The sequence below is a fragment of the Tardiphaga alba genome (genome assembly GCF_018279705.1).
Lineage (GTDB): Bacteria > Pseudomonadota > Alphaproteobacteria > Rhizobiales > Xanthobacteraceae > Tardiphaga > Tardiphaga alba.
Map to the genome: position 1 here is coordinate 1,111,989 of NZ_CP036498.1, position 24,405 is coordinate 1,136,393.

At 63.0% G+C, this 24,405-nt stretch carries 21 protein-coding genes and 1 pseudogene; 16 read left to right on the forward strand and 6 right to left on the reverse strand.

The window, feature by feature from the left end; genetic code table 11:
* Positions 1-6: 6 nt before the first annotated feature.
* Positions 7-774: a hydroxyacylglutathione hydrolase gene (gene gloB, locus RPMA_RS05250; protein ID WP_211911845.1), complete on the reverse strand. Its 768-nt coding sequence runs from the start codon at positions 772-774 to the stop codon at positions 7-9.
* A 113-nt stretch (positions 775-887) separates the two neighbouring features.
* On the opposite strand from gloB, the gene RPMA_RS05255 reads away from it, so the two are divergent.
* Complete coding sequence (locus RPMA_RS05255; protein ID WP_211911846.1) at positions 888-1,682, forward strand: class I SAM-dependent methyltransferase; 795 nt, start codon at positions 888-890, stop codon at positions 1,680-1,682.
* A 3-nt stretch (positions 1,683-1,685) separates the two neighbouring features.
* Here RPMA_RS05255 and RPMA_RS05260 read toward each other — a convergent pair whose 3' ends face one another.
* The 3 genes and pseudogenes from RPMA_RS05260 to RPMA_RS05270 form a co-directional block, all read right to left on the reverse strand.
* Entirely contained in the window at positions 1,686-2,423 is a 738-nt protein-coding gene (locus tag RPMA_RS05260; RefSeq protein ID WP_249225556.1) for a siderophore-interacting protein, read from the reverse strand.
* Between the two features lie 108 nt (positions 2,424-2,531).
* Positions 2,532-3,484 (reverse strand): annotated as a pseudogene (gene xerD / locus RPMA_RS05265) (site-specific tyrosine recombinase XerD).
* A gap of 185 nt (positions 3,485-3,669) precedes the next feature.
* A complete protein-coding gene (locus RPMA_RS05270; RefSeq protein ID WP_211911848.1) occupies positions 3,670-3,816 on the reverse strand; it encodes a histidine kinase in 147 nt (48 codons plus the stop codon).
* A 174-nt stretch (positions 3,817-3,990) separates the two neighbouring features.
* Here RPMA_RS05270 and RPMA_RS05275 point away from each other — a divergent pair, with 174 nt between their 5' ends.
* The 5 genes from RPMA_RS05275 (at position 3,991) to RPMA_RS05295 (ending at position 9,157) form a co-directional block, all read left to right on the forward strand.
* Positions 3,991-4,632, forward strand: a complete 642-nt coding sequence (locus tag RPMA_RS05275; RefSeq protein WP_211911849.1) for a shikimate kinase — start codon at positions 3,991-3,993, stop codon at positions 4,630-4,632.
* Complete coding sequence (gene aroB, locus RPMA_RS05280) at positions 4,629-5,771, forward strand: 3-dehydroquinate synthase (RefSeq protein ID WP_211911850.1); 1,143 nt, start codon at positions 4,629-4,631, stop codon at positions 5,769-5,771. Before RPMA_RS05275 ends, aroB begins: the two co-directional genes overlap by 4 nt.
* A gap of 51 nt (positions 5,772-5,822) precedes the next feature.
* A complete protein-coding gene (locus tag RPMA_RS05285) occupies positions 5,823-7,175 on the forward strand; it encodes a hemolysin family protein (RefSeq protein ID WP_211911851.1) in 1,353 nt (450 codons plus the stop codon).
* A 209-nt stretch (positions 7,176-7,384) separates the two neighbouring features.
* Positions 7,385-8,341 (forward strand): Bug family tripartite tricarboxylate transporter substrate binding protein, encoded by a 957-nt coding sequence (locus RPMA_RS05290; RefSeq protein ID WP_211911852.1) that lies wholly within the window; start codon positions 7,385-7,387, stop codon positions 8,339-8,341.
* Positions 8,342-8,428: 87 nt separating this feature from the next.
* Entirely contained in the window at positions 8,429-9,157 is a 729-nt protein-coding gene (locus RPMA_RS05295; RefSeq protein ID WP_211911853.1) for a GntR family transcriptional regulator, read from the forward strand.
* 150 nt (positions 9,158-9,307) lie between these two features.
* Here RPMA_RS05295 and RPMA_RS05300 read toward each other — a convergent pair whose 3' ends face one another.
* On the reverse strand, positions 9,308-9,733 hold the full coding sequence (locus RPMA_RS05300; protein WP_211911854.1) for a nuclear transport factor 2-like protein: 426 nt from the start codon (positions 9,731-9,733) through the stop codon (positions 9,308-9,310).
* Between the two features lie 230 nt (positions 9,734-9,963).
* Between RPMA_RS05300 and RPMA_RS05305 the strand changes: the two genes are divergently transcribed.
* From RPMA_RS05305 to RPMA_RS05325, 5 genes are all read left to right on the forward strand, one after another.
* A complete protein-coding gene (locus RPMA_RS05305) occupies positions 9,964-11,151 on the forward strand; it encodes an ABC transporter substrate-binding protein (protein ID WP_211911855.1) in 1,188 nt (395 codons plus the stop codon).
* Positions 11,152-11,230: 79 nt separating this feature from the next.
* Positions 11,231-12,100: a branched-chain amino acid ABC transporter permease gene (locus RPMA_RS05310; RefSeq protein WP_211911856.1), complete on the forward strand. Its 870-nt coding sequence runs from the start codon at positions 11,231-11,233 to the stop codon at positions 12,098-12,100.
* 4 nt (positions 12,101-12,104) lie between these two features.
* Positions 12,105-14,609, forward strand: coding sequence for a branched-chain amino acid ABC transporter ATP-binding protein/permease (locus RPMA_RS05315; RefSeq protein ID WP_211911857.1), 2,505 nt, complete (start codon positions 12,105-12,107; stop codon positions 14,607-14,609).
* A 21-nt stretch (positions 14,610-14,630) separates the two neighbouring features.
* Positions 14,631-15,866, forward strand: a complete 1,236-nt coding sequence (locus tag RPMA_RS05320; protein WP_211911858.1) for an amidohydrolase family protein — start codon at positions 14,631-14,633, stop codon at positions 15,864-15,866.
* A 19-nt stretch (positions 15,867-15,885) separates the two neighbouring features.
* Positions 15,886-17,061 (forward strand): amidase, encoded by a 1,176-nt coding sequence (locus RPMA_RS05325; RefSeq protein WP_211911859.1) that lies wholly within the window; start codon positions 15,886-15,888, stop codon positions 17,059-17,061.
* A 133-nt stretch (positions 17,062-17,194) separates the two neighbouring features.
* Here the strand turns inward: RPMA_RS05325 and RPMA_RS05330 are convergent, their stop codons facing one another.
* Positions 17,195-19,528, reverse strand: coding sequence for a Tex family protein (locus RPMA_RS05330; protein WP_211911860.1), 2,334 nt, complete (start codon positions 19,526-19,528; stop codon positions 17,195-17,197).
* A gap of 314 nt (positions 19,529-19,842) precedes the next feature.
* On the opposite strand from RPMA_RS05330, the gene RPMA_RS05335 reads away from it, so the two are divergent.
* The 5 genes from RPMA_RS05335 to RPMA_RS05355 all read left to right on the forward strand — a co-directional run bounded on the left by RPMA_RS05335 (position 19,843) and on the right by RPMA_RS05355 (position 24,398).
* Complete coding sequence (locus RPMA_RS05335) at positions 19,843-19,986, forward strand: DUF433 domain-containing protein (RefSeq protein ID WP_249225696.1); 144 nt, start codon at positions 19,843-19,845, stop codon at positions 19,984-19,986.
* The gene (locus RPMA_RS05340; RefSeq protein ID WP_211911862.1) at positions 19,983-20,330 is read left to right on the forward strand and encodes a hypothetical protein; all 348 of its coding nucleotides are present in this window, start codon (positions 19,983-19,985) and stop codon (positions 20,328-20,330) included. The genes RPMA_RS05335 and RPMA_RS05340 overlap by 4 nt, the downstream gene beginning before the upstream one ends.
* A 66-nt stretch (positions 20,331-20,396) precedes the next feature.
* Entirely contained in the window at positions 20,397-21,650 is a 1,254-nt protein-coding gene (locus RPMA_RS05345) for an Hsp70 family protein (protein ID WP_211911863.1), read from the forward strand.
* Positions 21,651-21,774: 124 nt separating this feature from the next.
* Positions 21,775-23,124 (forward strand): MFS transporter, encoded by a 1,350-nt coding sequence (locus tag RPMA_RS05350; RefSeq protein ID WP_211911864.1) that lies wholly within the window; start codon positions 21,775-21,777, stop codon positions 23,122-23,124.
* A 167-nt stretch (positions 23,125-23,291) separates the two neighbouring features.
* Positions 23,292-24,398 (forward strand): efflux RND transporter periplasmic adaptor subunit, encoded by a 1,107-nt coding sequence (locus RPMA_RS05355; RefSeq protein ID WP_211911865.1) that lies wholly within the window; start codon positions 23,292-23,294, stop codon positions 24,396-24,398.
* Positions 24,399-24,405 lie beyond the last annotated feature (7 nt).

The following is a 24,405-nucleotide window of genomic DNA, read 5'->3' on the forward strand; positions in this document are numbered from 1 at the left end:
CGCTCGTCACGACTTGTTCTTGCGCTCGCGCAGCTCGCCGAACACGTCATCCTCGCTGAAGCCCTTGAGGCGCACGGCGGCGGCGATCGCCGGATCATCCGCGCGCAGGAACACATTGATCTGCTTTTCCAGGCCGAGCAGCGTCGGGATGGTCGGCTTGCCGACAGCACGCAGCTGCGTCACTTCGTCGGCCCGCTTCTTCAGCGCTTCGTTGTTCGGGTCGATGCCCAGACAGAACTTCATGTTCGCGGCGGTGTATTCGTGGCCGCAATAGACGCGATAGTCGTCGGGCAGGGAGCGCAGTTTTTTCAGCGACTGCCACATCATCGGATAGGTGCCCTCGAACACCCGGCCACAACCGCCGGAGAACAGCGTGTCGGCGGAGAACAGCGCGAGCTCGCTGTCGAAAATGTAGCAGATATGGTCGAGCGTATGGCCGGGCGTTTCGAACACCCGCGCAGTCAATGCGCCGACCTGCACCGTGTCGCCTTCCGCGACGCGGACATCCACATGCGGGATTGCGGTGCCCTGGTCGTGCGGCGCGGTGACCTTGCAGCCATAGGTCTTCTTCAGTTCGGCAATGCCACCCACATGGTCCGCATGATGGTGCGTAATCAGAATGTCGGTGAGCTTCCAGCCTTCGCGCTGCAGCACCTTCATGATCGGGCCGGCCTCCGGCGCGTCGATGGCGGCGGTCTTGAGGCTTTGCGGGTCGTGGATCAGGTAGCCGAAATTGTCGGACAGGCAGGGAAATACGCGAATTTCAGCGGCCATGATGTCTCCGTGATTCAGAACGAGGCACCTATGTGACATATGGCGTTAACGCTTCGCGGGCAATGCGCGATTCTGGGGATCAACCGGCCGTCGTGACGTGATAGAAAGAGACAATGACCATCGACGTGATTGATCTCAGGGACTTCTATTCCCGCCGCCTCGGCATCGTGGCGCGGCGGCTGATCAATCGTGGCATCGCGGCGCATTGGCCGGATGCGGACGGCCAGCGTGTGCTCGGGATCGGTTATCCCACGCCGTATCTCGGCCTTTTCCGGGAGAATTCGGAACGATGCATCGCCTTCATGCCGGCCGCGCAAGGCGTGCTGAAATGGCCGACGGCTAAGCCGGCGCTGGCGACCCTGGTGGATGAATTCTCGCTGCCGCTGCCGGACGCTGCGGTGGATCGCATCATCCTGGTCCACGCGCTCGAAATGTCCGACGATCCCGAGGGCCTGTTGCGCGAAGTGTGGCGTGTGCTCGCGCCATCTGGCCGCATGATTGCGGTCATTCCGAATCGGCGCGGGGTGTGGACGCGTTCCGACAGCACGCCGTTCGGCCACGGTCGGCCCTATTCGCGTTCGCAGATCACGCAATTGCTACGCCAGACCTGGTTCACGCCGACGGCCTGGAGCGAGGCACTGTTCATGCCGCCGGTCGGCATGGGGTGGTTCTTGCGCTCGGCCATGGCGTGGGAGCGCGTCGGCGCGGCATTGTCGATGCCATTTGCCGGCGTGCATATCGTCGAGGCGTCGAAGCAGGTCTATCGCGCGATCCCGGCCAAGCGCGAACGCACCAAACTGATGCCGGCCTTGCAGCCGGTGCTGGTGCCGAGCTCGGGCATGCGCCGCGACGGCGTCACCACGCATGGCATCACCACTCATGGCGCCGCCGAACCGCAATCGCACTGACCCTCAGTCCTCGATGGATTTTTCGCTGGTATCCGCTTTGCCGCGCGTCCAGTAACCGGCAGCCTTAGTCCAGGATTTATTGTGGCCACGCGCGCCGGTAATGTAGCCGCGCAGGCTGCGGGCCACTTGGGCTTCTGCAGCGATCCAGACAAAGCCTTCGCCGGGCGGCAACGTGTAGCTGTCCAGCGCGGCCTGCAGCAAGGCGGTGTCGTCGGCCTTGCCGTCGCGCGCGATCCACTGTGCCGACCACGATGTTCGCGTCGCGATCTGCTGCGCCTCGCCGATGACGAAGCTCGCCACCGGCACGCCCGGACGCAATTCTTCGAGGCGGCGTCCGATGGCGGGCAGGGCGGTTTCGTCGCCGATCAGGACATACCAGTCGAAATCGTCGGGGATCACCGCGGAGCCGCGCGGGCCGCCGATCTGCAGGGTATCGCCGACTTTCGCATCCATCGCCCATGCAGTCGCGGGCCCGGCTTCGTGAAGCGCGAAGTCGATGACGAGCGTGTTGCCCGATGTGTCGAAGCTGCGCGGGGTGTATTCGCGCATCTCGGGCGTCTCGGCATTGCCGGGGAAGATCAGCTTGACGTGATCGTCGAACGACGCGCTGACGAAGTCGTGCAATTCGGGCGATGTCAGCGTGATGCGCTGCATCTGCGGGGATAGGCGTTCGGTGGCGGAAACGGTGAGGAGGCGTCGGCGGAGTTCGTGGCGGACGCGGGTAATCTCGTGCTTGGTCAAGAAGATGCAATCCATGATCTGAAAAGATGATGTGCGCCATGTGGCTATTGCCGTGTCGTTCGCCAAGGCGGCTTAGAGGTCTTCAAACCTCACCCATCTACGGTTGGGTCATGTTTCTGCCAGCGGATGCAGGTCGCGCACGAGGCTCTTCAGCCGTTCCTCGACCACATGGGTATAGATTTGCGTGGTCGAGATGTCGGTATGGCCGAGCAGCGTCTGGACGATGCGCAGGTCGGCGCCGTTATGCAGCAGATGGCTGGCGAAGGCGTGGCGCAGCACGTGTGGCGATACCAGGCGCGGCGCGATGCCGGAGGCGCCGGCGAGGTCCTTGAGGTCGCGCGCGAAATGCTGGCGGGTGAGGTGGCCGCTCTCGCCGAAGGACGGGAATAGCCATTTCGACGCCGTGGTTTTCTTCGGCTGGTCCTTCTGTGTCTCGGTCATGGCCGCGAGATAGTCGGCCATCGCCGCCTTGGCGGTCTCGTTGAGCGGCACCAGCCGCTCCTTGTTGCCCTTGCCGCGCACCACGATCATGCGTGCATCGCGCCGGGCAGCGGTGAGGGGAGCGACACCAGTTCGGAGACGCGCAGGCCGGTGGCATAGAGCACTTCCAGCAGGCAATAGAGCCGGGCGTGGCGCAGGCGTTGCGGTGGCGAGGCTTCGGTGTTCTGCGCCATGCTGCGCGCCTGTACCAGCATGCGGTCCACATCGGCGATCGACAGCACCTTCGGCAGGCTGCGGCCGCGCTTGGGGCCCGACAGGATCGCCGCGGGATCGTCGGTGCGAATGTTCTCGCTGAGCAGGAAGCGAAACAGGTGGCGAATGGCTGACAGGCGGCGGGCCACGGTGGTCGATTTGAAGCCGCGGTCGTCGAGATCCTCAAGATAATCGCGCAGCATCTGGGTATCGGCCGATCCGAAGCTGCCTTTGGCGCGGGCTGCGAATTCGGAAAAGTCCTCGAGGTCGCGACGATAGGCATCGAGCGTGTTCACGCCGGCGCCCTGCTCGGCGGCGAGCATGTCGAGGAACAGGGCGGACAGACGGGCGTCGGACGGAATGCTCATATACTGCCTTCGAAGTGACGCGTTTCTTCTCCCTCCCCCAAGCGGCGAAGCCGCGCAGTGGGGAGGGTGGCGCGCAGCGCCGGGTGGGGTGCCCCACGTGACGTCAGAAGGTGGGGCTGCCCCACCCTGACCCTCCCCACTGCGCTTCGCTTGGGGAGGGGACACTCCGGTTCGGAGTCTATCCGTTATTTCTTGAGAAATTTGTCCGGCTGGACCGTGACGGTCATGTCCCGGGGTTTTGGATTGACGAAATTCGCCAGTGCGAAAATGGCGCCATAGATCACCCCGCCGATGACAGCGACGACCGTCAGGAACCGGAACAGGCTGGGCATGGGTCGGGAACTCGGCGGATGGGATGATTTGGGCCGCCTTTGGCGGTCACCACGTTCGGATACAGACTGCACGAGGTGCTGGCAACGCCGGCACCGGGGGTAGTATAGGTGACGGGAATGCGGCAAACCATCTGCGATGCTTTGTCGCCCACTGATTTTGCAGGTGTTTTTCTAATGTCCGAGACCGTCTTGCCAGGCTTGGCCGGCGCCACCCAGGAGGCTGCGATTGTCGCGGCGCTGGGCAAGCGCGCCGTCGTGCTGGTGGGGATGATGGGGGCGGGAAAATCGACCATCGGCCGGCGCATGGCGGCGCGGCTGCGATTGCCCTTCCTTGATGCCGACCACGAGATCGAGACTGCCGCCGGCATGTCGATCCCCGATATTTTCGAGGTCCATGGCGAGCCGCATTTCCGCGACGGCGAGGCGCGGGTGATTGCGCGCCTGCTCGAGAGCGGTCCGATCCTGCTCGCCACCGGTGGTGGTGCGTATGTGCGGGACGAGACCCGCCAGCGCATCCGCGACAAGGCGATCTCGCTATGGCTGAAAGCCGATGCCGACGTGATCCTGCGCCGGGTCAAGAAACGCGACAATCGCCCGTTGTTGAAGACGCCTGATCCTGCCGGCACCATCGCGCGGCTGATCGAGGCGCGGCATCCCTTCTACGAGCAAACCGACATCACCCTCGATTCCCGCGACGTGCCGCATGAGAAGATCGTGGACGAGGCGATCGTGGCCCTGCACGAGCACCTGTTCCGCCCGCAAGCTGCCTCCGCGATTGTGACGCCGACCGCTGATCCCCTGAGCCCGATTGTATGACCGCACCGCTGAAGCCTTCCGATCCCATCACTGTTCACGTTGCCCTGACCGATCGTGCCTATGACATCGTCATTGGCCGGAGCGTGCTGCCCTCGCTCGGTGCGCGCATCGCGGCTTTGCGCCCCGGCGTGCGGACAGCCATCGTCACCGACAAAACCGTTGCCAAGCACTGGCTGCAGGCGACCGAAGCGTCGCTGGCCGAAGCCGGTATCGCCACGTCGCATATCGCCGTCGATGAGGGCGAGGGCTCCAAGAGCTATGCCGGTCTCGAAAAGGTCTCCGAAGCGCTGATCGCGGCGAGGATCGAGCGCAACGATCTCGTCATCGCGCTGGGCGGCGGCGTGGTCGGTGATCTCGCCGGCTTCGCGGCTGCCATCCTGCGGCGCGGCGTCGATTTCGTGCAGGTGCCGACATCGCTGCTGGCGCAGGTCGACTCGTCTGTCGGTGGCAAGACCGGAATCAACTCGCCGCAAGGCAAGAACCTGATCGGTTCGTTTCATCAGCCGGTGCTGGTGGTGGCTGATACCGCCGTGCTCGATACCCTGTCGCCGCGCCAGTTTCGCGCCGGTTATGCCGAAGTCGCGAAATATGGCGTGCTCGGCGATGCGGCTTTCTTTACCTGGCTCGAAACCAATCATGCCGACATCATGCGCGGCGGTTCGGCGCGCGAGCATGCGATCGCCACGTCCTGCCGCGCCAAGGCTGGCGTCGTCTCCCGCGACGAGCGCGAGAATGGCGAGCGGGCTCTGCTCAATCTCGGCCATACATTCGGCCACGCATTGGAGGCCGCGACCGGCTTCTCCGACCGCCTCTATCATGGCGAAGGCGTCTCGATCGGCATGGTGCTGGCCGCGGAGTTCTCCGCGCAACTCGGCATGATCTCGGCCGATGACGCGGTGCGTGTCGAGCGCCATCTCGCGGATGCCGGACTGCCGACCCGCCTGCAGGATATCGCAGGTTTCCAGCAGGAAGGGCTCGCCGATGCGGATCGTCTGATGGCGTTGATGGCGCAGGACAAGAAGGTGAAGCGTGGCAAGCTGACCTTCATCTTGCTGCAGGCGATCGGTCAGGCTGTCATCGCAAATGACGTTGATCCTGCTACGGTGCATGCGTTTCTGCAGCAGAAGCTGACACAATGACGTGGAGGTGAGCTACGGGATTGCCGTAGCCGCCTCCGTCACGGGATTTTCATGAGCTCCATCACCTTCAATATCCTGGTCGCCGTCTTCCTGCTCGCGGCCAACGCGTTCTATGTCGCGGCGGAATTCGCGCTGGTGAAGAGCCGCGGCTTCCGCGTCAAGGCGATGGCCGAGAACAACCGCTTCGGCGCACGGCTGCTGCAGCAGATCATGGGTGATATCGAACCCTATCTGGCCTGCTGCCAGCTTGGCATCACCATGGCGTCGCTGGGCCTCGGCTGGGTCGGCGAGCCCACGGTGGCAGCGTTGTTGAAGCCTCTGCTCGATCCGCTCGGCATGTCGGAATCGGCGTTGCACTTCACGTCGTTCATCACCGGATTTCTCGTCTTCTCGTCGTTGCATATCGTGATCGGCGAGCAGGTGCCGAAGACGCTGGCGATCCGCCAGCCTGAGCCGGTGTCACAGTGGATCGCCTATCCGCTTCATGTGTCCTACATCCTGTTCTATCCGCTCAACTGGCTGCTCAATGCGGCCTCGCGCGGTGTGCTTGCGATGATGGGCGTTCAGGAAGCGTCGCCGCACGAGATCCTGACCGGTGTGGAGATCGAAGGCCTGGTCGGTCAGTCTGCCGAACATGGCGGTATCGAAAGCGGCGAGGCCGAATATATCCAGAACGTGTTCCGCTTCGGCGATCTCGCGGTCTCCGATGTCATGGTCCATCGCACGGCGATGACCATGCTGAATGCCGATCTGCCATCGGAAGAACTGGTCCGCGAAGTATTGGCTACCGAATACACGCGCATCCCGCTGTGGCGCGACAAGCCCGAGAATATTGTCGGCGTGCTGCATGCGAAGGATCTGCTGCGGGCCATTCGTGCATCCGACGGCGACACATCGAAGATCGATGTCGCCAGCATCGCATTGCCGCCGTGGTTCGTGCCGGAGATGCGGCCGCTGTCCGATCAGCTGAAGGCCTTCCGTCGCCGCAAGACTCACTTTGCTCTCGTGGTCGATGAGTATGGCGAAGTGGAAGGTATGGTCACGCTGGAGGACCTGCTCGAAGAGATCGTCGGCGATATTTCCGACGAGCATGACGTGGTCGTTGCGGGCGTGCGTGCGCAGGCTGATGGCTCGGTGGTGGTCGATGGCTCCGTGCCGATACGCGACCTCAACCGTGCCATGGACTGGCACCTGCCCGATGAGGAGGCCGTCACCGTGGCCGGTCTCGTCATTCATGAGGCGCGCTCGATCCCTGAACGTGGCCAGAGCTTCACCTTCTACAACTTCCGCTTCCGGGTGCTGCGCCGCGAGCGTAATCGGATCACAGCCTTGCGGATCGGCCCCGTACCGGCCGAGGCCGAGGAAGCTCCGGGCAAAAAGCGGCGGGCGGGAGCTTCATTTTAGGGATATCCTATAACCGTGTGTGTCACCCGCGAAGGCGGGTGACCCAGTACACGCCGCACTGTCCGAGTTTACTGGATCACCCGCCTTCGCGGGTGATGACAAACTAGGTTTTAGGCACGCATCCGATCCCCTAAATCTCCCGGTCCGGTTCTTGCTTTCGTTCGCTGGAGGGGCGACCATTCCGTCGAATGGCGCAGCAGGAGCCGGTGATGAACAAGATTCTGCGATTGTCGTGCGTTGTTACGGGACTACTTTTGTGTACGGCGGCGCAAGCCGAAACCAATTGGCCAACGCGGCTGATCCGCGCCACCATCCCGTTCGGGCCGGGTAGCGCGACGGATGTCGTGCCGCGGCTGTTCTTCGAGCGGCTCGGTCCTGAACTGGGCCAGACCATCGTGGTCGAGAACCGGGTTGGCGGTGGCGGCGCCATTGGCACTGCGGCGGTCGCGAAGTCCGATCCCGATGGCTACACCGTGCTGGCGCATTCCTCGGCATTCACGATCACGCCGGCAATCAATCCGAACCTGCCTTATGACACCACGAAGGATTTGTCCTCGGTGGTCATGATCGGCTCGATCCCGAATATCATGATCATTCCGAAGGATCGTCCGTGGAAGACCGTCGACGATTTCCTGAAGGACGCCAAAACCAAGGGATCAACGATCAATTTCGGCTCGGTGGGCGTCGGCAGCGCCGTGCATATCAGCTCGGAGAAATTTCGCCTGGCCGGCGGCTTCGACGCCACGCATGTCCCCTATCGCGGCGGCCCCGAAGTGATCGCTGACATTCTGGGCGGCCGGATCGATTTCTATTTCTGTCCGGCAGCGACTGCGCTGCCGCTGATCCGCGAAGGGCAGGTGCGAGCGCTGGTGGTGTCCACCGAGCAACGCAGCGTCGATCTTCCCGACGTGCCGTCGATGGCGGATATCGGCCTGAAGGAGGGCGTGAGCAACACCTGGGTCGGCCTCCTCGTGCCGTCGAAGACACCGCGCGAGATCGTCGATAAGCTGCATGATGTCAGCACCAAACTGCTCGCCAAGCCGGACATGCAGGCCGCCTTGAAGAAGATGGGCGTCGTGCCGATGCCGATCACGCCGAAGGCGATGGATGAGCTGGTGGTCAAGGAAGTGGCCGCGAATATCGCACTGCTCAAGAATGTGAAGTAACGCGTCTCGATCTTTCCCCGTCTCCAAATTGCAAACGAGCCTGGAACGTGGCAATCACGACCCAGGCTCGGATGCACTCCCCACGCAATGGCAAAGAATACACAAACTCCTGCGACCGATCGTGCCACGGTGATCTATACGGCCTTGTGGCATGCGATCATCGAACAGGCGCTGCAGCCCGGCGCCAAGCTTCCCGAAGATGCCATTGGCGAAAAATTCGGCGCGAGCCGCACCATTGTGCGCGCAGCGCTTGGGCGCCTCGCGGCTGAAGGCCTGGTGGAGTTGCGCCGCAACCGCGGTGCCGCAGTCGCTACACCGAGTTGGAATGATGCGCGCGATATTTTCGACGTGCGTATCGGGCTGGAACGTCTCGTGATGACGCGGCTCGCTGGTCACCTGACGCGGGAGCAGGTCAAGGCGTTGAAGGCGCATGTGGATGCCGAGGAAGACGCACGCGATAGTAACACGCCGCTCTCGATCCGCCTCGCGACCGCCTTTCACATCAAGCTCGCGGAAATGACCGGAAATCCGGTGCTCGCCCGCTATGTCAGCGAAGTCGCATCGCGCTGCGGCCTGATCCTGGCGCTCTATGCGCGGCCGCATTCATCGGACTGTGCCGTGAGCGAGCATCGCGAGATCATTGCGGCGCTGGCGGCAGGTGATGCGGCCCAGGCGATCAAACTGATGGATCATCATCTCGACGCCGTCGCTGACCGCGCATTGATCACGGCGCATCCCGCCAAGGAGCGCGACATCCAGGATATTCTGGCGCCCTATGCTGCCGACGCGGTGGTGAAGAAGGCGAGGCGGAAGTAGCCTCGCTTGTCGTCACCCGGCCGTGCGCGCAGTTGCGCGCTCGGACCGGGTGACCCAGTATACTCTGTCACTGCGGTGTTTACTGGATCGCCCGGTCAAGCGGGGCGACGACAGTTTAAGTGGAAGCGCGCAAGCGCTAAGCGCCGCGCTCTATGCCGTGATATCCATCCGCACGAGAATGCGCTCGGCGCTGTCGTTCCAGACATCCATCTTCACGATCTTGCTGTCGCGCACCACGAAGCGGTCGAGATAGCGATTGCCTTCGAATGGCGTCCCGTCGTGCCATTCGCCGTACAGCGTGCCGGTGTTGGTGACGACCGTCTCGCCATTGCCGGGCGCGACGTCGGTGCGCTCCATCTTCTTTTTCACCCATTTGTAGCGCATGGCGTTGAATGCCGTGGCGTCGCGCGGGTGCTTGAACTTGCGGCCGCCGGTGAAGGTGATCTGCACATCGTCCGACATGAATGTGCCGGCGGTTTCCGGATCCGGGATCATGGATGCGACCAGAAAGCGCTCGACCAGATCGGCGGCTTCGGCGGTATCATCGGTGACGGGGCGTGCTGCGGTTTGCGACATGAAACGGGTCTCCCTGGAAATCCGGCATCATCCTAGCAAAGCAGGCGCAATATTTGTATCCGTTTGAATGCCTATATTGTATACGATTTAGACGGTGACTGAGTGCATATTGGGCATCGCTGGCGGTAAAACGCGCCGAATTCGCGGATATTTCTACGTTCTCAATCGCATACGCTTTGGCACACCGCTTGCTTGATGGAATGAGGTTCATTCATCCGAGGGGTATCGTCATGACATCCGTTTTGCCAGTTTTCTCCCGCCGACTTCTGCTCGCGGCCGGTGCCGCATCGCTTTCGCTCGCACTGTCGCTGCCGGCGATGGCGCAGGAAACCATCAAGATGGGTCTGGTGGCCGCCATGTCCGGCCAGTCGGCCAAGTCCGGCGAGGCTATCGTGCGTGGCCTGTCGCTGGCCATCGACGAGATCAACGCCAAGGGCGGCGTGCTAGGGAAGAAGGTCGAGCTTGTCGTGCGCGACGACGAAAGCAATCCCGCCAAGGGCGTGATCGCTGCGCGCGAACTGGTGCAGCGCGAGAAGGTTGCAGTCACGTTCGGCGGTCTCGATACGCCGGTATCGATGGCCATCGTGCCGTTCGCCAATCAGGCCAAGGTGCCGTTCATCGGCGTCTGGGCCGCCGGCACCCCGATCACCCGCAACGGCGCGCCGGAGAACTATGTGTTCCGCGTCTCCGCCGTGGACGAACTCGTCGACATCGCGCTGGTGGATTACGCCGTGAAGAAGCACGGCAGCAAGAAGCCGGGCATGATCCTGATCAACAATCCGTGGGGCGAGTCCAACGAGAAGGGCCTGAAGGCCGCGCTGGACGCCAAGGGCATGCAGGCCGCGGGTGTCGAGAAATTCGAGGGCGGCGATGTCGATCTGGTGCCGCAGCTCACGCGCTTGAAGGATGCCGGCGCGGACACGCTGTTCATGGTCGCCAATGTCGCGCCGTCCGCGCAGGTGGTGAAGTCGCTGGACCGGATGGGCTGGAAAGTGCCGGTCGTGTCGCATTGGGGCCCGGCTGGCGGCCGCTTCACCGAGCTCGCCGGTCCCTCCGCGGAGAAGGTCGCCTTCATCCAGACCTTCAGCTTCTCGGGCAATAGCAGCCCGAAATCGACGGCGGTGTTCGACGCGTTGAAGAAGAAGTATCCGGAGATCAAGTCGGCCGCTGATGTGACGCCCGCAGTGGGCATCGCCAATGCCTATGACGCGATGCATCTGACCGCACTCGCGATCGCCAAGGCCGGCTCGACCGAAGGCCCGAAGGTGCGCGAAGGCTTCTATCAGATCGACGGCTATGACGGCCTCATCAAGAAGTACGCAAAACCGTTCTCGAAGGAGAACCAGGACGCATTGTCGCCGTCGGACTATCTCTTCACCTATTTCAAGGGTGACGAAATCCTGCCGCTGACGAATTGAGTTTTTCCCTCTCCCGCACCGAGCGGGGAGAGGTTCGTCGCTCCGATTGCGCTGTTCGCGAAATACTTCAGGAATTGCCATGCTCGCATCCGCCATCATTTCCGGTATCGGCCTCGGCAGCATGTACGGGCTCATCGCGCTCGGATTTCATATCACCTACGTCGTCTCCAACACCGTGAACTTTGCCCAGGGCTCGGCCATGATGCTGGGCGCCGTGCTGGGCTATACGTTCGGCATCAAATACGGCTGGCCGATGCCGTTGGCGATCGTTGTTGCGCTGTTGTTCTGCGCGTTGTTCGGCCTGGTGATCGAGCGTTTCCTCGTCCGGCCCTTCGTGGCGCGCAAGTCCGATGCCTGGCTCATGGCCACCGTCGCTGCCGGCATCGTGCTCGACAATGCCGTTCTGTTCACTTTCGGCAAGGAGCCGCGTGGCTTCCCCTCGCTGCTCCCTTCGTCACCCGTGCAGATCTTCGGTGCAGGCGTGTATCCGCTGCAGCTCGTCATTCCGCTGGTCGGTGTCGGTGCGGCGCTCGTGCTGCATCTCGTGCTGCGTAAGACGCGCCGGGGCAAGACGTTGCTGGCCGTCGTTCAGAATCCGGATGCTGCGCGCCTGATGGGCATCAATGTCCATCGCACCATTGCCATCTCATTTGCGCTCTCGACGGCACTGGCCGGCGCAGCCGGTCTTTTGATTGCGCCACTGTTCAGCGTGTCATCGGAGATGGGCACCTTGTTTGGCATCAAGGCGTTTGCCGTCGCCATTCTCGGCGGCATGGGCTCGGCCTGGGGCGTGGTCATCGCCGGCCTGGCCTATGGCCTGATCGAGGCACTGGTCACCTCCTATCTCGGCTCCGTCTATACGCAGATCGTGGTGTTCTCGATCGTCATCATCGCGCTCGCTGTGATGCCCAACGGCCTGTTCGGCCGCGCTGCCATCAACAAGGTCTGAGATCATGCTCGCACGTTCGTCGTTCCGCGCGCGGCTCATGCCAGCCGCCATCGTCGTCCTCACCGCCGCCGCGGCGCTCTACGCCGCCAAGGCCGACGGTTACGCACCCTTCATTCTCGCAATGGTCGCGCTCACCGCCATCGTCGGCATCGGCCTCAATGTGCTGGTCGGCCTGACCGGGCAGGTCTCGCTCGGGCATGTCGGCTTCTATGCCATCGGCGCCTATACGGTGGCGATCCTGACGCTGAAGGGGATGTCGTTCTGGCTCGCCTTGCCGCTCGCAGGCGTGCTGGCGGGCGCCATAGGCCTGCTGTTGTCGCTGCCGGCCCTGCGCGTCACCGGCCCGTATCTGGCGATGATCACCATCGCCTTCGCCTTCATCGTGAACCATCTCACCATCGAATGGCGCGGGCTCACCGGCGGCTCGAACGGTTTGATGGGGCTGCCGCCGCCGACATTGGGTGGCACCATGTTCACCGAACGCGAGATCGCCCTGCTCGCGGTTCTGCTGGCCGGCCTCGGGACGTTTCTGTTCCATCGTCTCGCGAATTCAGCCTGGGGCAAGGCGATGGTCGCGGTGCGCGATGCCGAGGTCGCCGCGCGATCAATCGGCCTCAATCCGGTCAGTGTGAAGGCCGTGGCCTTCATGTTGTCAGCGGCATTCGCCGGCATCGCCGGCGGCATCTTCGCGGTCTTGCTCGCTTTCGTGTCGCCGGATTCGTTCCCCTTCACGCAGTCGATCCTGTTCCTGTTCGCATGCGTCGTCGGTGGCGCCGGCTGGGTGCTCGGTCCGATCGTCGGGGCGGCCATCACGGTGGTGCTGCCGGAAATGCTGTCGGGCCTTGCCGAGTATCGTTTGCTGTTCTTCGGGGCGCTGCTGCTCGTCGTCCTGTGGCTCGCGCCACAGGGGATCATCGGCAGTGTTGCGCGGCTGTTCCGTCGCATCGACCCGCGCAGCGCGCGGGAAAGCGGGGCGGATGTGGCGGCGTTCCTCGCGGCGACAGACAGCGCGTCGCTCGAGGTGCGCGACATCGGCATCACCTTTGGCGGCATCAAGGCGGCATGCGGTGTGTCGTTTTCCGCGGTCCCCGGCAAGGTCACCAGCGTGATCGGCCCGAACGGCGCAGGCAAGACCACTGTACTCAACATGGTCGGAGGCTTCTACAAACCGGACACCGGCAGCATCAGCCTCAGTGGTGCGGAGCTTGCCGGCGCACCCGCGTGGAAGGTGGCGCGGGCAGGCATCGGCCGCACCTATCAGACGACAAAACTCTTCGAGAGCATGAGCGTGCTGGACAATGTGCTGATCGCCATGCGCGGCGGCCGGCTTGGTTCGATGGTGGCGTCGGCTGCGACAGCCAATGACGAGGCCATCGCCGAAGCATTGATCGCCTTTGTCGGCTACAAAGGTGCGCTGGCCGCTATTGCCGGTGATCTGCCGCATGTGGATCGCCGTCTCGTCGAGATTGCGCGCGCACTCGCGATGCGGCCACGTGTCTTGCTGCTGGACGAGCCTGCGGCGGGCCTGATGTCGTCGGATAAGGATGCGCTCAGCGGCTTGTTGCGGCGTATTGCCGATCTCGGCATCGCCGTGATCCTGGTCGAGCACGACATGCGTCTGGTGATGGGCATCTCCGATCACATCGTCGTGCTGGATGCCGGCAAGCCGATCGCCGCCGGCACGCCGAACGACATCCGCCACGATCCAAAAGTCCTCGCGGCCTATCTCGGCGCGGCCGAGATGCAGGCACGCGCGCGCGGCGACGCGTGGGATGGCGACAAGGACGCCGTGCTCACGGCCATCGACCTCACCGCCGGTTACGGCGCCGCGCCGGTGCTGCAGAAGATCAAGCTCGATGTGCGACCCGGCGAAATGGTCGCACTGATTGGCGCGAATGGTGCCGGCAAATCGACCATGATGCGCGCGCTGTCCGGCCTGCTGCGGCCTGTGGGCGGCGAGGTGGTGCTCGACAACCAGCGTATTGAACACGAGCCGGCACACATGATCGCCGTGCGGGGGCTCGCGCTGGTGCCCGAAGGCCGACAGGTTTTCCCGGAAATGAGCGTCTACGACAATCTCGAACTCGGCGCCAATACCCGCAGGAACGTCGACTATGCCAGCGAGATCGAGGCGCTGCTGAAACGCTTTCCCCGATTGCGCGACCGTATCAACAGCAAGGCCGGTCTGCTCTCCGGCGGCGAGCAGCAGATGCTGGCGATTGCGCGCGGCATGATGGCGAAGCCGCGCATCCTGTTGCTGGACGAGCCGTCGCTCGGCCTTGCGCCGGCCATGATCCAGGAACTGTTCGACGTCCTCGCCGATCTCCGCGATGAGGGCATCACGATCCTGCTCGTCGATCAGATGGCGACATTGGCGCTTGCCGTTGCCGACCGCGGATATGTGATCGACAGTGGCCAGATCGTACGGGAAGATACGGCTGCCGCTCTCGCCAGCGATCCGGAAGTTGAGGCGGCCTATCTCGGGCATGTCGCCGATGCCGCGCAGTAATTTGTTTCAGGGACCACGTAAATGACCTTCGATCTCATCCTGCGCAACGCGCGCATCGTAGATCGCCCGGAAGGGCTGCTCGATATCGGCATCAAGGATGGGCGCTTTGTCGCGATCGAGATCGGCTTGCCGAGGGGCGAGGCGCCGGATCAGAATCTGGGCGGCAAGCTGCTCGTCCCCGGATTCGTCGAAACGCATATCCATCTCGACAAGTCCTGCCTGCTCGGTCGGTGCAATTGCGAGAAGGGCACGCTGGAAGAAGCCGTCGCCGAAGTGGCTGCGGCGAAACGCGGCTTCACCGAAGAGGACGTCTATCAACGCGCCGCGCAGACGCTGGAAAAGGCCATCAAGAATGGCACGAACCAGATGCGCACCCATGTGGAGGTCGATCCGCGCGTTGGCCTGACCAGTTTCCGCGCGCTGAAAAAGCTGAAGCAGGACTACGCCTGGGCCATCGACCTGCAACTCTGCGTGTTTCCGCAGGAAGGCTTGCTCGACGACCCCGGCTGCGACGACGTGATGCTGCAGGCTCTCCGCGAGGGAGCGGATGTGGTGGGCGGCGCGCCTTACATGGACAAGGACTCCCACGGGCAGATCGCCCGGATCTTTTCCATGGCGCAGGAATTCGGCATCGATATCGATTTCCATCTCGACTTCGCGCCTGATCCCTCGCATCTCGATCTCGACGAGGTTTGTCGCCTGACGGAAAAATTCGGCTGGGGTGGCCGCGTTGCCATCGGCCATGTCACGAAACTCTCCGCGATGCCGCGCGGGGATTTTGAAGCGGCCGCGAAACGCCTGGCCAATGCCGGCGTTGCAGTTACGGTACTGCCCGCGACCGACCTGTTCCTCACCGGTCGCGACAGCGAATACAACGTCCCGCGCGGCGTGACGTCCGCGCACAAGCTGCGCGCATTGGGCGTGAACGCCAATATTTCCACCAACAATGTGCTCAATCCCTTCACGCCGTTCGGGGATGTGTCGCTGATCCGCATGGTCAATCTCTACGCCAACATCGCGCAGGTCGGTCGTGTCGATGATCTCGCCGGTTGTCTGGACATGGTGACCTCGGCGTCAGCCAGGCTGCTGAACAAAACGGACTACGGCATCGCGGTCGGTCATCCCGCCGATCTCGTGATGCTGGATTGCGAGACGAAGGCGGAGGCGGTATGCGAGATCGCGCAGCCGTTTTTTGGTTTCAAGAGGGGCGTCCGCACCTTCGTCAAACCGGCTGCAAGCCTGCTGAAGCCCTTGTAGCGCTTGCCTGGAGACGTCGATGCCCATCAATGACACGCTCAACGCCTTTATCGATCATGGTCGCATCGAGGTGCCGCCGACGAAGGAGGGCACGCTGTCCGGCTTGACCTGGGCGCTGAAGGATTTCTTCGATCTCGCCGGCGTGCCGACCGGCGCAGGCAGCCCGGAATGGCTGGCTACCCATCCTGTACCGACGAAGTCCACCCCTGTGGTCGATCGTCTGCTGGGCGTCGGCGCGAAGCTTGTCGGCAAGACCTATACGGATGAACTCGCCTGGAGCCTGAATGGCGAGAACGCGCATTACGGCACGCCGACCAATCCGGCAGCGCCTGGCCGTATCCCCGGCGGCTCGTCCAGCGGTTCGGCTGCAGCCACGTCCGGCGCGCTGGTGGATTTTGCCATCGGCTCCGATACCGGCGGTTCGGTGCGGTTGCCCGCGAGCTATTGCGGCATCTATGGCATTCGCACCACGCATGGGCGTATCCCGCTCGATGGCGCCGTGCCGCTGGCACCGAGCTATGACACGGTCGGCTGGTTCGCGCGCTCGCCCGAACTGATGCAGACAATTGGCGATGTGCTGCTCGACCGCGTTCGCGCGCCGCGCAAGCCGAAGCGCCTGCTGATCGCGCGTGATCTGTTCGATGCGGTGGATGAAACCGTGCGCAACCTGCTGCAGCCATCGGTGGACCGCCTCAAGGCCATCGTCGGCGCCAGCGAAGACGTGGATGTCGCCGGCGGTGAGCGCGATGCTTGGCGCAATGCATTCCGCGTGCTGCAGTCGGGAGAAGCCTGGGCCGCGCATGGCGAATGGATTTCAGCGGTGAAGCCGAAGCTTGGCCCCGGCGTGAAGGAACGCTTCGCTGCGGCGGCGGTGATGGATCCTGCCGAGATTGCTGCCGCGAAGGTGCTGCGCAACACCATTGTCGAGAAGGTTGCTGCGTTGCTGGCCGACGATGCCATTCTCGTGCTGCCGACGGCGCCGGGGATCGCACCGCTGTGCAAGACGCCTGATGCCGTGCTCGACGTCTTCCGCGCGCGTGCGATCGAACTGCTTTGCGTGTCCGGTCATGCCGGGACGCCGCAGATGTCGCTGCCGGTGGCAAAACTGGACGGTTGCCCGATCGGCCTGTCGATCATGGCCGCGCGTGATTGCGACGAGGATCTGCTGGGACTGGCGGTGGAATTGAACAATTGATTTGTAGGGTGGGCAAAGCGACTTGTCCGCCATAGCGCGCAGCGCGACGGCGGAAGCCTGCCCACCGTCACTTTCACGACAATTGAAGGTGGGCACGGCGCTAAGCGCCTTTGCCCACCCTACTGGCCTAAAGCTATCGCCCCTTGCCGTTGCCTTTTTCTGCGGCGCGACGCATCGCTTCCGCAAATGCACCGCCGCCGGCGTCCGGCTTGCCGGGCGCGCGCGAGGTCATGTTCTTTTCGCTGAAGCGCGGGCCGGCCTTCGGACGATCTTCCTTGGCGCCGATCGGGTCATCCATGCGCAGTGACAGCGCGATGCGCTTGCGATCGACTTCGACCTCCAAGACCTTCACCTTGACGATATCGCCAGGCTTCACCACTTCGCGCGGGTCCTTGATGAACGTCTTCGACATGGCCGAGATGTGGATCAGGCCGTCCTGATGGACGCCGACATCGACGAAGGCGCCGAAGGCGGCGACATTGGTGACGGTGCCTTCGAGGATCATGCCGGGCTTGAGGTCGGAGACCTTCTCGACGCCTTCCATGAACACCGCAGCCTTGAAGGCGGGACGGGGATCGCGGCCGGGCTTCTCGAGCTCCTTGAGAATGTCGGTGACCGTCGGCAGACCAAACGTGTCGTCGACAAAGCTCTTCGGCTGCACTTTTCGCAGCACCTCGGCATTGCCGATCAGTGCATGAATGTCGCTCTTGGTGGCCTCGATGATCTTGCGCACCAGCGGATAGGCTTCCGGATGCACGCCGGATTTGTCGAGCGGATCTTCGCTGTCATTGATGCGCAGGAAACCGGCGCATTGTTCGAACGCTTTCGGACCGAGGCGCGGCACGTCCTTCAGCCCCTTGCGCGACTTGAACGGGCCATTGGCATCGCGATGCTGCACAATGCTTTGTGCGAGGCCGGTACCGATGCCCGACACGCGCGCCAGCAGCGGCGCGGAAGCCGTGTTGAGATCGACGCCGACGCCGTTCACGCAGTCTTCCACCACCGCATCGAGCGAACGCGCGAGTTTGCTCTCGCCGAGATCGTGCTGATACTGGCCGACGCCGATCGCCTTCGGATCGATCTTCACCAGCTCCGCTAGCGGATCCTGCAGGCGGCGGGCGATGGAGACGGCGCCGCGTAGCGTCACGTCGAGTTCGGGCAGTTCTTCCGACGCGAAGGCCGAGGCCGAGTAGACCGACGCGCCGGCTTCCGAGACCACGATCTTGGTCATCTTGAGATCCGGCAGCAGCTTGAGCAGGTCGCTCGCCAGCTTGTCGGTTTCGCGCGAGGCGGTGCCGTTGCCGATGGCGATCAGCTCCACCTTGTGCTGAACGGCAAGCTTGCCGAGGATAGCGAGCGACGCGTCCCACGCGCGCTGCGGCTCATGCGGATAGATCGTGGTGGTCGCCACCACCTTGCCGGTGGCGTCGATGATTGCGGTCTTCACGCCCGAGCGATAGCCGGGATCGAGGCCCATGGTGACGCGGGCGCCGGCGGGGGCTGCCAGCAGCAGGTCGCGCAGGTTGGAGGCGAACACGCGCACGCCTTCTTCTTCCGCCGCAGTCCACAGGCGCATGCGCAAGTCGATATTGAGATGCACTTGGATCTTTGTGCGCCAGGCCCAGCGCACGGTGTCGGTCAGCCACTTGTCGCCGGGGCGGCCTTTGTCCGACACGCCGACGCGCGCCATGATCTTCATTTCATAGGAGCTTGGCGTCGTGGTCGGCACCGGAGTTGCGGGCACCGGCTCGGGCTGCATCGCCAGATCGAGCACTTCTTCCTTCTCGCCGCGGAACAGCGCGAGCACGCGATGCGACGGCAGCTTGTGCAGCGGTTCGGAGAAATCGAAGTAGTCCTTGAACTTCTCGCCTTCGGTCTTCTTGCCGTCGCGCACCTTCGAGGCCATCACGCCGTTCGACCACATCTGCTCGCGCAGCGCGCCGATCAGATCGGCGTCTTCGGCAAAGCGTTCCACGAGAATGGCGCGCGCGCCATCGAGGGCTGCGGTGACATCAGCCACCTGCTTATCGGCATTGACGTAGGCTTCGGCCATGACCTTCGGATCGTTCTGCGGTTCGGCGAGCAGGATGTCCGCGAGCGGGAGCAGGCCGGCTTCCTTGGCGATCTCCGCCTTGGTGCGGCGCTTCGGCTTGAACGGCAGATAGATGTCTTCGAGACGGCCCTTGGTGTCGGCCGTCATGATGGCCGCTTCCACGGTGGCGTCGAGCTTGCCCTGTTCGCGCACCGATTCGAGAATGACCTTACGTCGGTCTTCCAGCTCGCGCAGATAGGTCAGGCGTTCTTCCAGCGTGCGCAGCTGCGCGTCGTCGAGACCGCCGGTGATTTCCTTGCGGTAGCGCGCGACGAACGGCACGGTTGCGCCCCCGTCGAGCAGTTCCACCGTCGCCGCGACCTGCTGTTCGCGCACGCCAAGTTCGCCTGCGATCTTCTGATTGATGTTTGCCACGCGTCGCCATTCCTTCGAAATTCTGTGGCGGTCATCCCGCCGTCGTAAACGGGTTATGGACCGGCCTTCAGCGATTCATCAACCCTGATCGCGGCAGCAGATTGTTCTGTGGATGGATCAAAAATGCTGTGCGGTAGGGTGCATCGTTTGGCGACATCAAGCGCGGATCGCATATAGCGCCAGCGCTAATTTCCGCTATATTTACCAGTACATCCGGTCAGATCGGCTGCATGTCGAAGGGAGTGCGTCATGGCGAGCGTCATCACCCGCGATCCTGATATTATGGGGGACGTCCGGTGTTCCGCGGCACCCGGGTGCCTGTCGAGGTCCTTTTCGAAAATCTCAAGGACGGGCTGTCACTCGACGAAATCGTGGAGGCTTATCCCAGCCTTACGCGTGACGATCTCATTGCGTGTCTTGAAGAGTCCGAAAGCGTTTTTGACAAGGCTCCAATGTGAAGATCCTGCTCGACGAGAATGTTCCCAATCAATTGCGGGACACGCTCGAGCCGCGGGATGTCTCGTCCGTCAATGACAGGGTTATCGGCTGGAAAAACATCAGCAACGGCCGATTACTGGCTGAGATGGAAGGGCGCTTCGATCTCCTGATCACGTCGGACCGCAACATCTATGCACAGCAGAATCTAAGAGGGCGATCCATCGCCAATCTGGTGCTGCCGACGAACCGCCGAAATGATGTCCTGAAACTCGTGCCGCGAATCGCGGCCGCCATTGATGCCATATTGCCGGGCCAATATGCATTGCTGGAGAAAGACGGCACGTTTCACGTCACGTCTTTCTGAATTCGAAGATTAGTGCTGGATCGAACCGCGCGATCTGTGTAGACGGACGCTCCCCTTGGAGCGGTCATGTCGATTTGCGGTCTGGATTTTGGAACGTCGAACACGACGCTCGGCACCATCATCGATGACGTCCCGGTTCTGGCTGCGCTGGAAGATGCGCATGTCACGATTCCGAGCGCCATTTTCTACAAGGCCGATACCGGCGCCTTTATCGGGCGCAAGGCGATGGAAGCCTATGTAGAGGGCGTCTCCGGTCGCCTGATGCGCAGCCTGAAATCGGTGCTCGGCACCTCGTTGATCGACGAGACCACGCGGGTCGGCCGCGAGCGTATCGGCTTTCGCAGCGTTATCGGCAATTATATCGGCGCCGTGAAGCGCCGCGCCGAAGCGGCGACGGGCCATGAGCTGCGCAAGGTCGTGCACGGACGACCGGTCTTCTTCGTCGATGACAATCCGGCCGGCGACCGCAAGGCCGAGGGCGTGCTGCTCGGTATCGCCAAGGATATCGGCTTCACCGATGTCTCGTTCCAGTTCGAGCCGATCGCGGCGGCGTTGGACTACGAGCGCCACATCAATTCGGAAGAGATCGCGCTGATCGCCGATATCGGCGGCGGTACGTCGGACTTCTCGATCGTGCGCCTGTCGCCGGAGCGGCATCGCCAGGCCGATCGCAAGGAAGATATTTTGGCCAATGACGGTGTGCGCATCGGCGGCACCGATTTCGATCGCCATCTCAGCCTTGGTGTCGTGATGCCGCTGCTGGGCTATCGCTCGGCGATGAAGCGGGCCGGGCTCGATGTACCGTCGGGCTATTTCCACGACCTCGCCACCTGGTCGAGCATCAACCGGATGTATGATTCCAAGGTAATGAACGAGATCAGGCAAGTGCGCTTCGAGGCGCAGCAGCCGGAACTGCTCGATCGCCTCGTGCGCGTGCTGGAAGAGCAGCGCGGCCACACACTGGCGATGGAAGTAGAGGGCGCCAAGATCGGCCTGTCCGACAATCCGAAATCGAGCATCGCCCTCAATTGGCTGGAACCGGGGCTCAAGGCCGGTATTGCGCGCAAGGAACTTGTGAGCCACACGCAGACGCTGGCCGATCGCATCCATGCGCGCATCGGCATCTGTCTCGCACAGGCCGAGCTGAAACCGGAGAATATCGACGCCGTGTTTCTCACCGGTGGGTCGGTGCAGCTTGCCCATGTCCGCAAGGCGATCCTCAATGCGCTGCCGGCGGCCCGCGCCATCGACGGCGATACCTTTGGCGCCGTCGGCAAGGGGCTGACCATTGAGGCCAACAGACGCTACGGCCACGCCTGATCGCCTTCAGAATGTTCTACGGGACACGTCCCGCTGACATATTGCCGCACCCCTGCAGTTTCGCTAAACCCGCCGCCAGTCGCGGCCTGCCGGTTGCGCGAGAATAAACTGACGGGAGCAAACAATGAGCCAGAGCACCATCGGCACGCGCGCAGAAGCGAGCGCGAGGTCCGATCTCGAAACATCGACCATCCGAGCCATCTCCTGGCGGCTGATCCCGTTTCTGATCCTGGCTTACTTCCTGGCCTATCTCGACCGCGTCAATCTCGGCTTCGCCGCGCTGACGATGAATGCGGATCTGAATTTCTCGCCCACGATTTTCGCGTGGGGCGCCGGCATCTTCTTCATCGGCTATTTCATCTTCGAGGTTCCCAGCAATATCGCGCTGGAAAAATTTGGCGCCAGCCGCTGGATCGCGCGCATCATGGTGAGCTGGGGCATCATCTCGGCGCTGATGGCGATCGTCAGCGGCCCCACCAGCTTCTACATCCTGCGTTTCCTGCTCGGCGTGGCCGAAGCCGGCTTCTTTCCCGGCATCATCCTGTACCTGACCTATTGGTATCCGGCTGAGTATCGCGCCCGCTTCCTCGCGGCTTTTGCGATCGCGGTGCCGGTATCCACCGTCATCGGTGCGCCGATCTCCGGCATGCTGCTCGGCCTCGACGGCATGATGGGGCTGAAGGGCTGGCAGTGGCTGTTCATCATCGAGGGCGTTCCCTCGGTGCTGCTGGGCATCGTCACCTGGTTCTATCTCACCGACAAGCCGGCCAAGGCCGACTGGCTGACGCCGGACCAGAAGATGTGGCTGGCGGACAAGCTCGAAAGCGAGCGCGTGGTCAAGGAAAGCGCCCACGGCATGTCGCTCGGTCAGGCGCTGACGTCGCCGAAGGTGCTGACGCTCAGCGTGATCTATTTCGGCTTTGTCGCAGCGCTTTACGGCATGCAGTTCTGGCTGCCGCAGATCGTGAAGGCCTTCGGCTTCACCAATCTGCAGACAGGCTTCGTCACCGCGATCCCGTATGTGTTCGGCTCCGTCGCCATGATCTTCTGGGCACGGCATTCGGATCGCACGCGCGAGCGCGTCTGGCATGTCGGCTTGCCGCTGCTGCTGATCGCCGTTGCGCTGGCCGTTTCGGGCGTGGCGACCAATCCGACCATCACCATGGTCGCGCTGACCGTCGCTGCCATTGGCGTGTTTTGCACCTTCGCGCTGTTCTGGACGCTGCCGACCGCATGGCTCAGCGGCGCCGCGGCCGCCGGCGCCATCGCCATGATCAACTCCATCGGCAATCTCGCCGGCTTCGGCGGGCCCTATCTGATCGGCTGGGTGAAGGAAGCCACCGGCAGCACGTCCACGGGTCTCCTGGTCCTGGCCGCAATGCCGCTGATCGCCGGCATTCTCGTGCTGGCAGGCAATCACGGTACGGCGACGGAGTTCTCATCCGCCAACAAGGCGCCGCAGCCGGGCAAATAGCCCGCCGGACAACCCTGACCATCGAAAGCGCCGGAGCTGCACGCTCCGGCGCTTTTTCATTGCGCGATCCTTCAGAAATGATGGCAGATTCGTGATTAATGACGAATGTTGACAATCGTCAGTGGTCAGCCTTAGTTTGCGGCCAACCTCACGAAGGAAATCCGACCATGTCCCGCGGTCCCTTGTTCAACCTCTTCCGCAAACCCGCCGTCGTTGTGCTGTTGCTGATTCCGGCCATCGGCCTCGCCGGCTGTGGAAAGAAGACCGAGGCGGAAGCGAAGCCGACGCGGCCGGTTCTCGTCACTACCGTGCAATATGCTCCGGAATCGCCGTCACGCAGTTTTGTCGGCACCATCCGCCCGCGTATCGAGACCGATATCGGTTTCCGCGTCGCCGGCAAGGTCGCCAAGCGGCTTGTCGAAGTCGGGCAGACCGTGCAGGTCGGCCAGCCGCTCGGCACCCTCGATGAAGTCGATCTGAAGCTGCAGGCCGAGCAGGCGGCCGCCGAACTCAGCGCCGCCACCGGCGTACTCGCCCAGGCCAGCGCGGCCGAGGGACGTGCGAATGAGCTGAAGAGCAAGGGCTGGGCGACCCAGGCGCAGCTCGATCAGGCCAAGGCCTCCGGCGATGAAGCCCGCGCCCGCCTCAACCGCGCCGAGCGTCAGGTCGAACTGACGAAGAACAGTCTCTCTTACGCGACCCTGCATGCCGACACCGCCGGTGTCGTGACCGCCACGCTGATCGATCCCGGCCAGGTGGTTGCCGCCGGCCAAGCCGCGATCCGCGTCGCGCGCTTCGCCGAGAAGGAAGCTGTGGTCGCGATCCCCGAAACGCTGGTGGGCCGCGCCAAGGATGGTACAGCCAGCGTCAGCCTGTGGTCTGGACCCGGCAAGACCTATCAGGCGAAGCTGCGCGAGATCGCGCCGAATGCCGATGCGGCGACTCGCACCTATCTCGCAAAGTTTTCGCTGCCCGATGCCGACGATAAGGTCGTGCTCGGCATGACGGCGACGCTGACCCTGTCCGATCCGAAGACCGAGCGTATCGCGCGCATCCCGCTGTCGGCGCTGTTCAGCCAGGGCAACCAGTCATCGCTCTACACCGTCAACGATGCCGGCGAGATCACGCTGCGGCCGGTGAAGGTGAAGACCTATGAAAGCACCGATGTGATCATCACCGGAGGCGTCGATGACGGCGCCAAGGTGGTCACGCTCGGCGTGCAGAAGCTCGATCCCGCGCAAAAAGTGCGCGTCGTCTCCGCTTTGTCGTTCTAAGCCAAAC

Coding starts and splice junctions, on each gene's coding strand:
- gloB (WP_211911845.1), bottom strand. CDS start 774: ATGGCCGCTGAAATTCGCGTATTTCCCTGCCTGTCCGACAATTTCGGC.
- RPMA_RS05255 (WP_211911846.1), top strand. CDS start 888: ATGACCATCGACGTGATTGATCTCAGGGACTTCTATTCCCGCCGCCTC.
- RPMA_RS05270 (WP_211911848.1), bottom strand. CDS start 3,816: ATGCCCAGCCTGTTCCGGTTCCTGACGGTCGTCGCTGTCATCGGCGGG.
- RPMA_RS05275 (WP_211911849.1), top strand. CDS start 3,991: ATGTCCGAGACCGTCTTGCCAGGCTTGGCCGGCGCCACCCAGGAGGCT.
- aroB (WP_211911850.1), top strand. CDS start 4,629: ATGACCGCACCGCTGAAGCCTTCCGATCCCATCACTGTTCACGTTGCC.
- RPMA_RS05285 (WP_211911851.1), top strand. CDS start 5,823: ATGAGCTCCATCACCTTCAATATCCTGGTCGCCGTCTTCCTGCTCGCG.
- RPMA_RS05290 (WP_211911852.1), top strand. CDS start 7,385: ATGAACAAGATTCTGCGATTGTCGTGCGTTGTTACGGGACTACTTTTG.
- RPMA_RS05295 (WP_211911853.1), top strand. CDS start 8,429: ATGGCAAAGAATACACAAACTCCTGCGACCGATCGTGCCACGGTGATC.
- RPMA_RS05300 (WP_211911854.1), bottom strand. CDS start 9,733: ATGTCGCAAACCGCAGCACGCCCCGTCACCGATGATACCGCCGAAGCC.
- RPMA_RS05305 (WP_211911855.1), top strand. CDS start 9,964: ATGACATCCGTTTTGCCAGTTTTCTCCCGCCGACTTCTGCTCGCGGCC.
- RPMA_RS05310 (WP_211911856.1), top strand. CDS start 11,231: ATGCTCGCATCCGCCATCATTTCCGGTATCGGCCTCGGCAGCATGTAC.
- RPMA_RS05315 (WP_211911857.1), top strand. CDS start 12,105: ATGCTCGCACGTTCGTCGTTCCGCGCGCGGCTCATGCCAGCCGCCATC.
- RPMA_RS05320 (WP_211911858.1), top strand. CDS start 14,631: ATGACCTTCGATCTCATCCTGCGCAACGCGCGCATCGTAGATCGCCCG.
- RPMA_RS05325 (WP_211911859.1), top strand. CDS start 15,886: ATGCCCATCAATGACACGCTCAACGCCTTTATCGATCATGGTCGCATC.
- RPMA_RS05345 (WP_211911863.1), top strand. CDS start 20,397: ATGTCGATTTGCGGTCTGGATTTTGGAACGTCGAACACGACGCTCGGC.
- RPMA_RS05350 (WP_211911864.1), top strand. CDS start 21,775: ATGAGCCAGAGCACCATCGGCACGCGCGCAGAAGCGAGCGCGAGGTCC.
- RPMA_RS05355 (WP_211911865.1), top strand. CDS start 23,292: ATGTCCCGCGGTCCCTTGTTCAACCTCTTCCGCAAACCCGCCGTCGTT.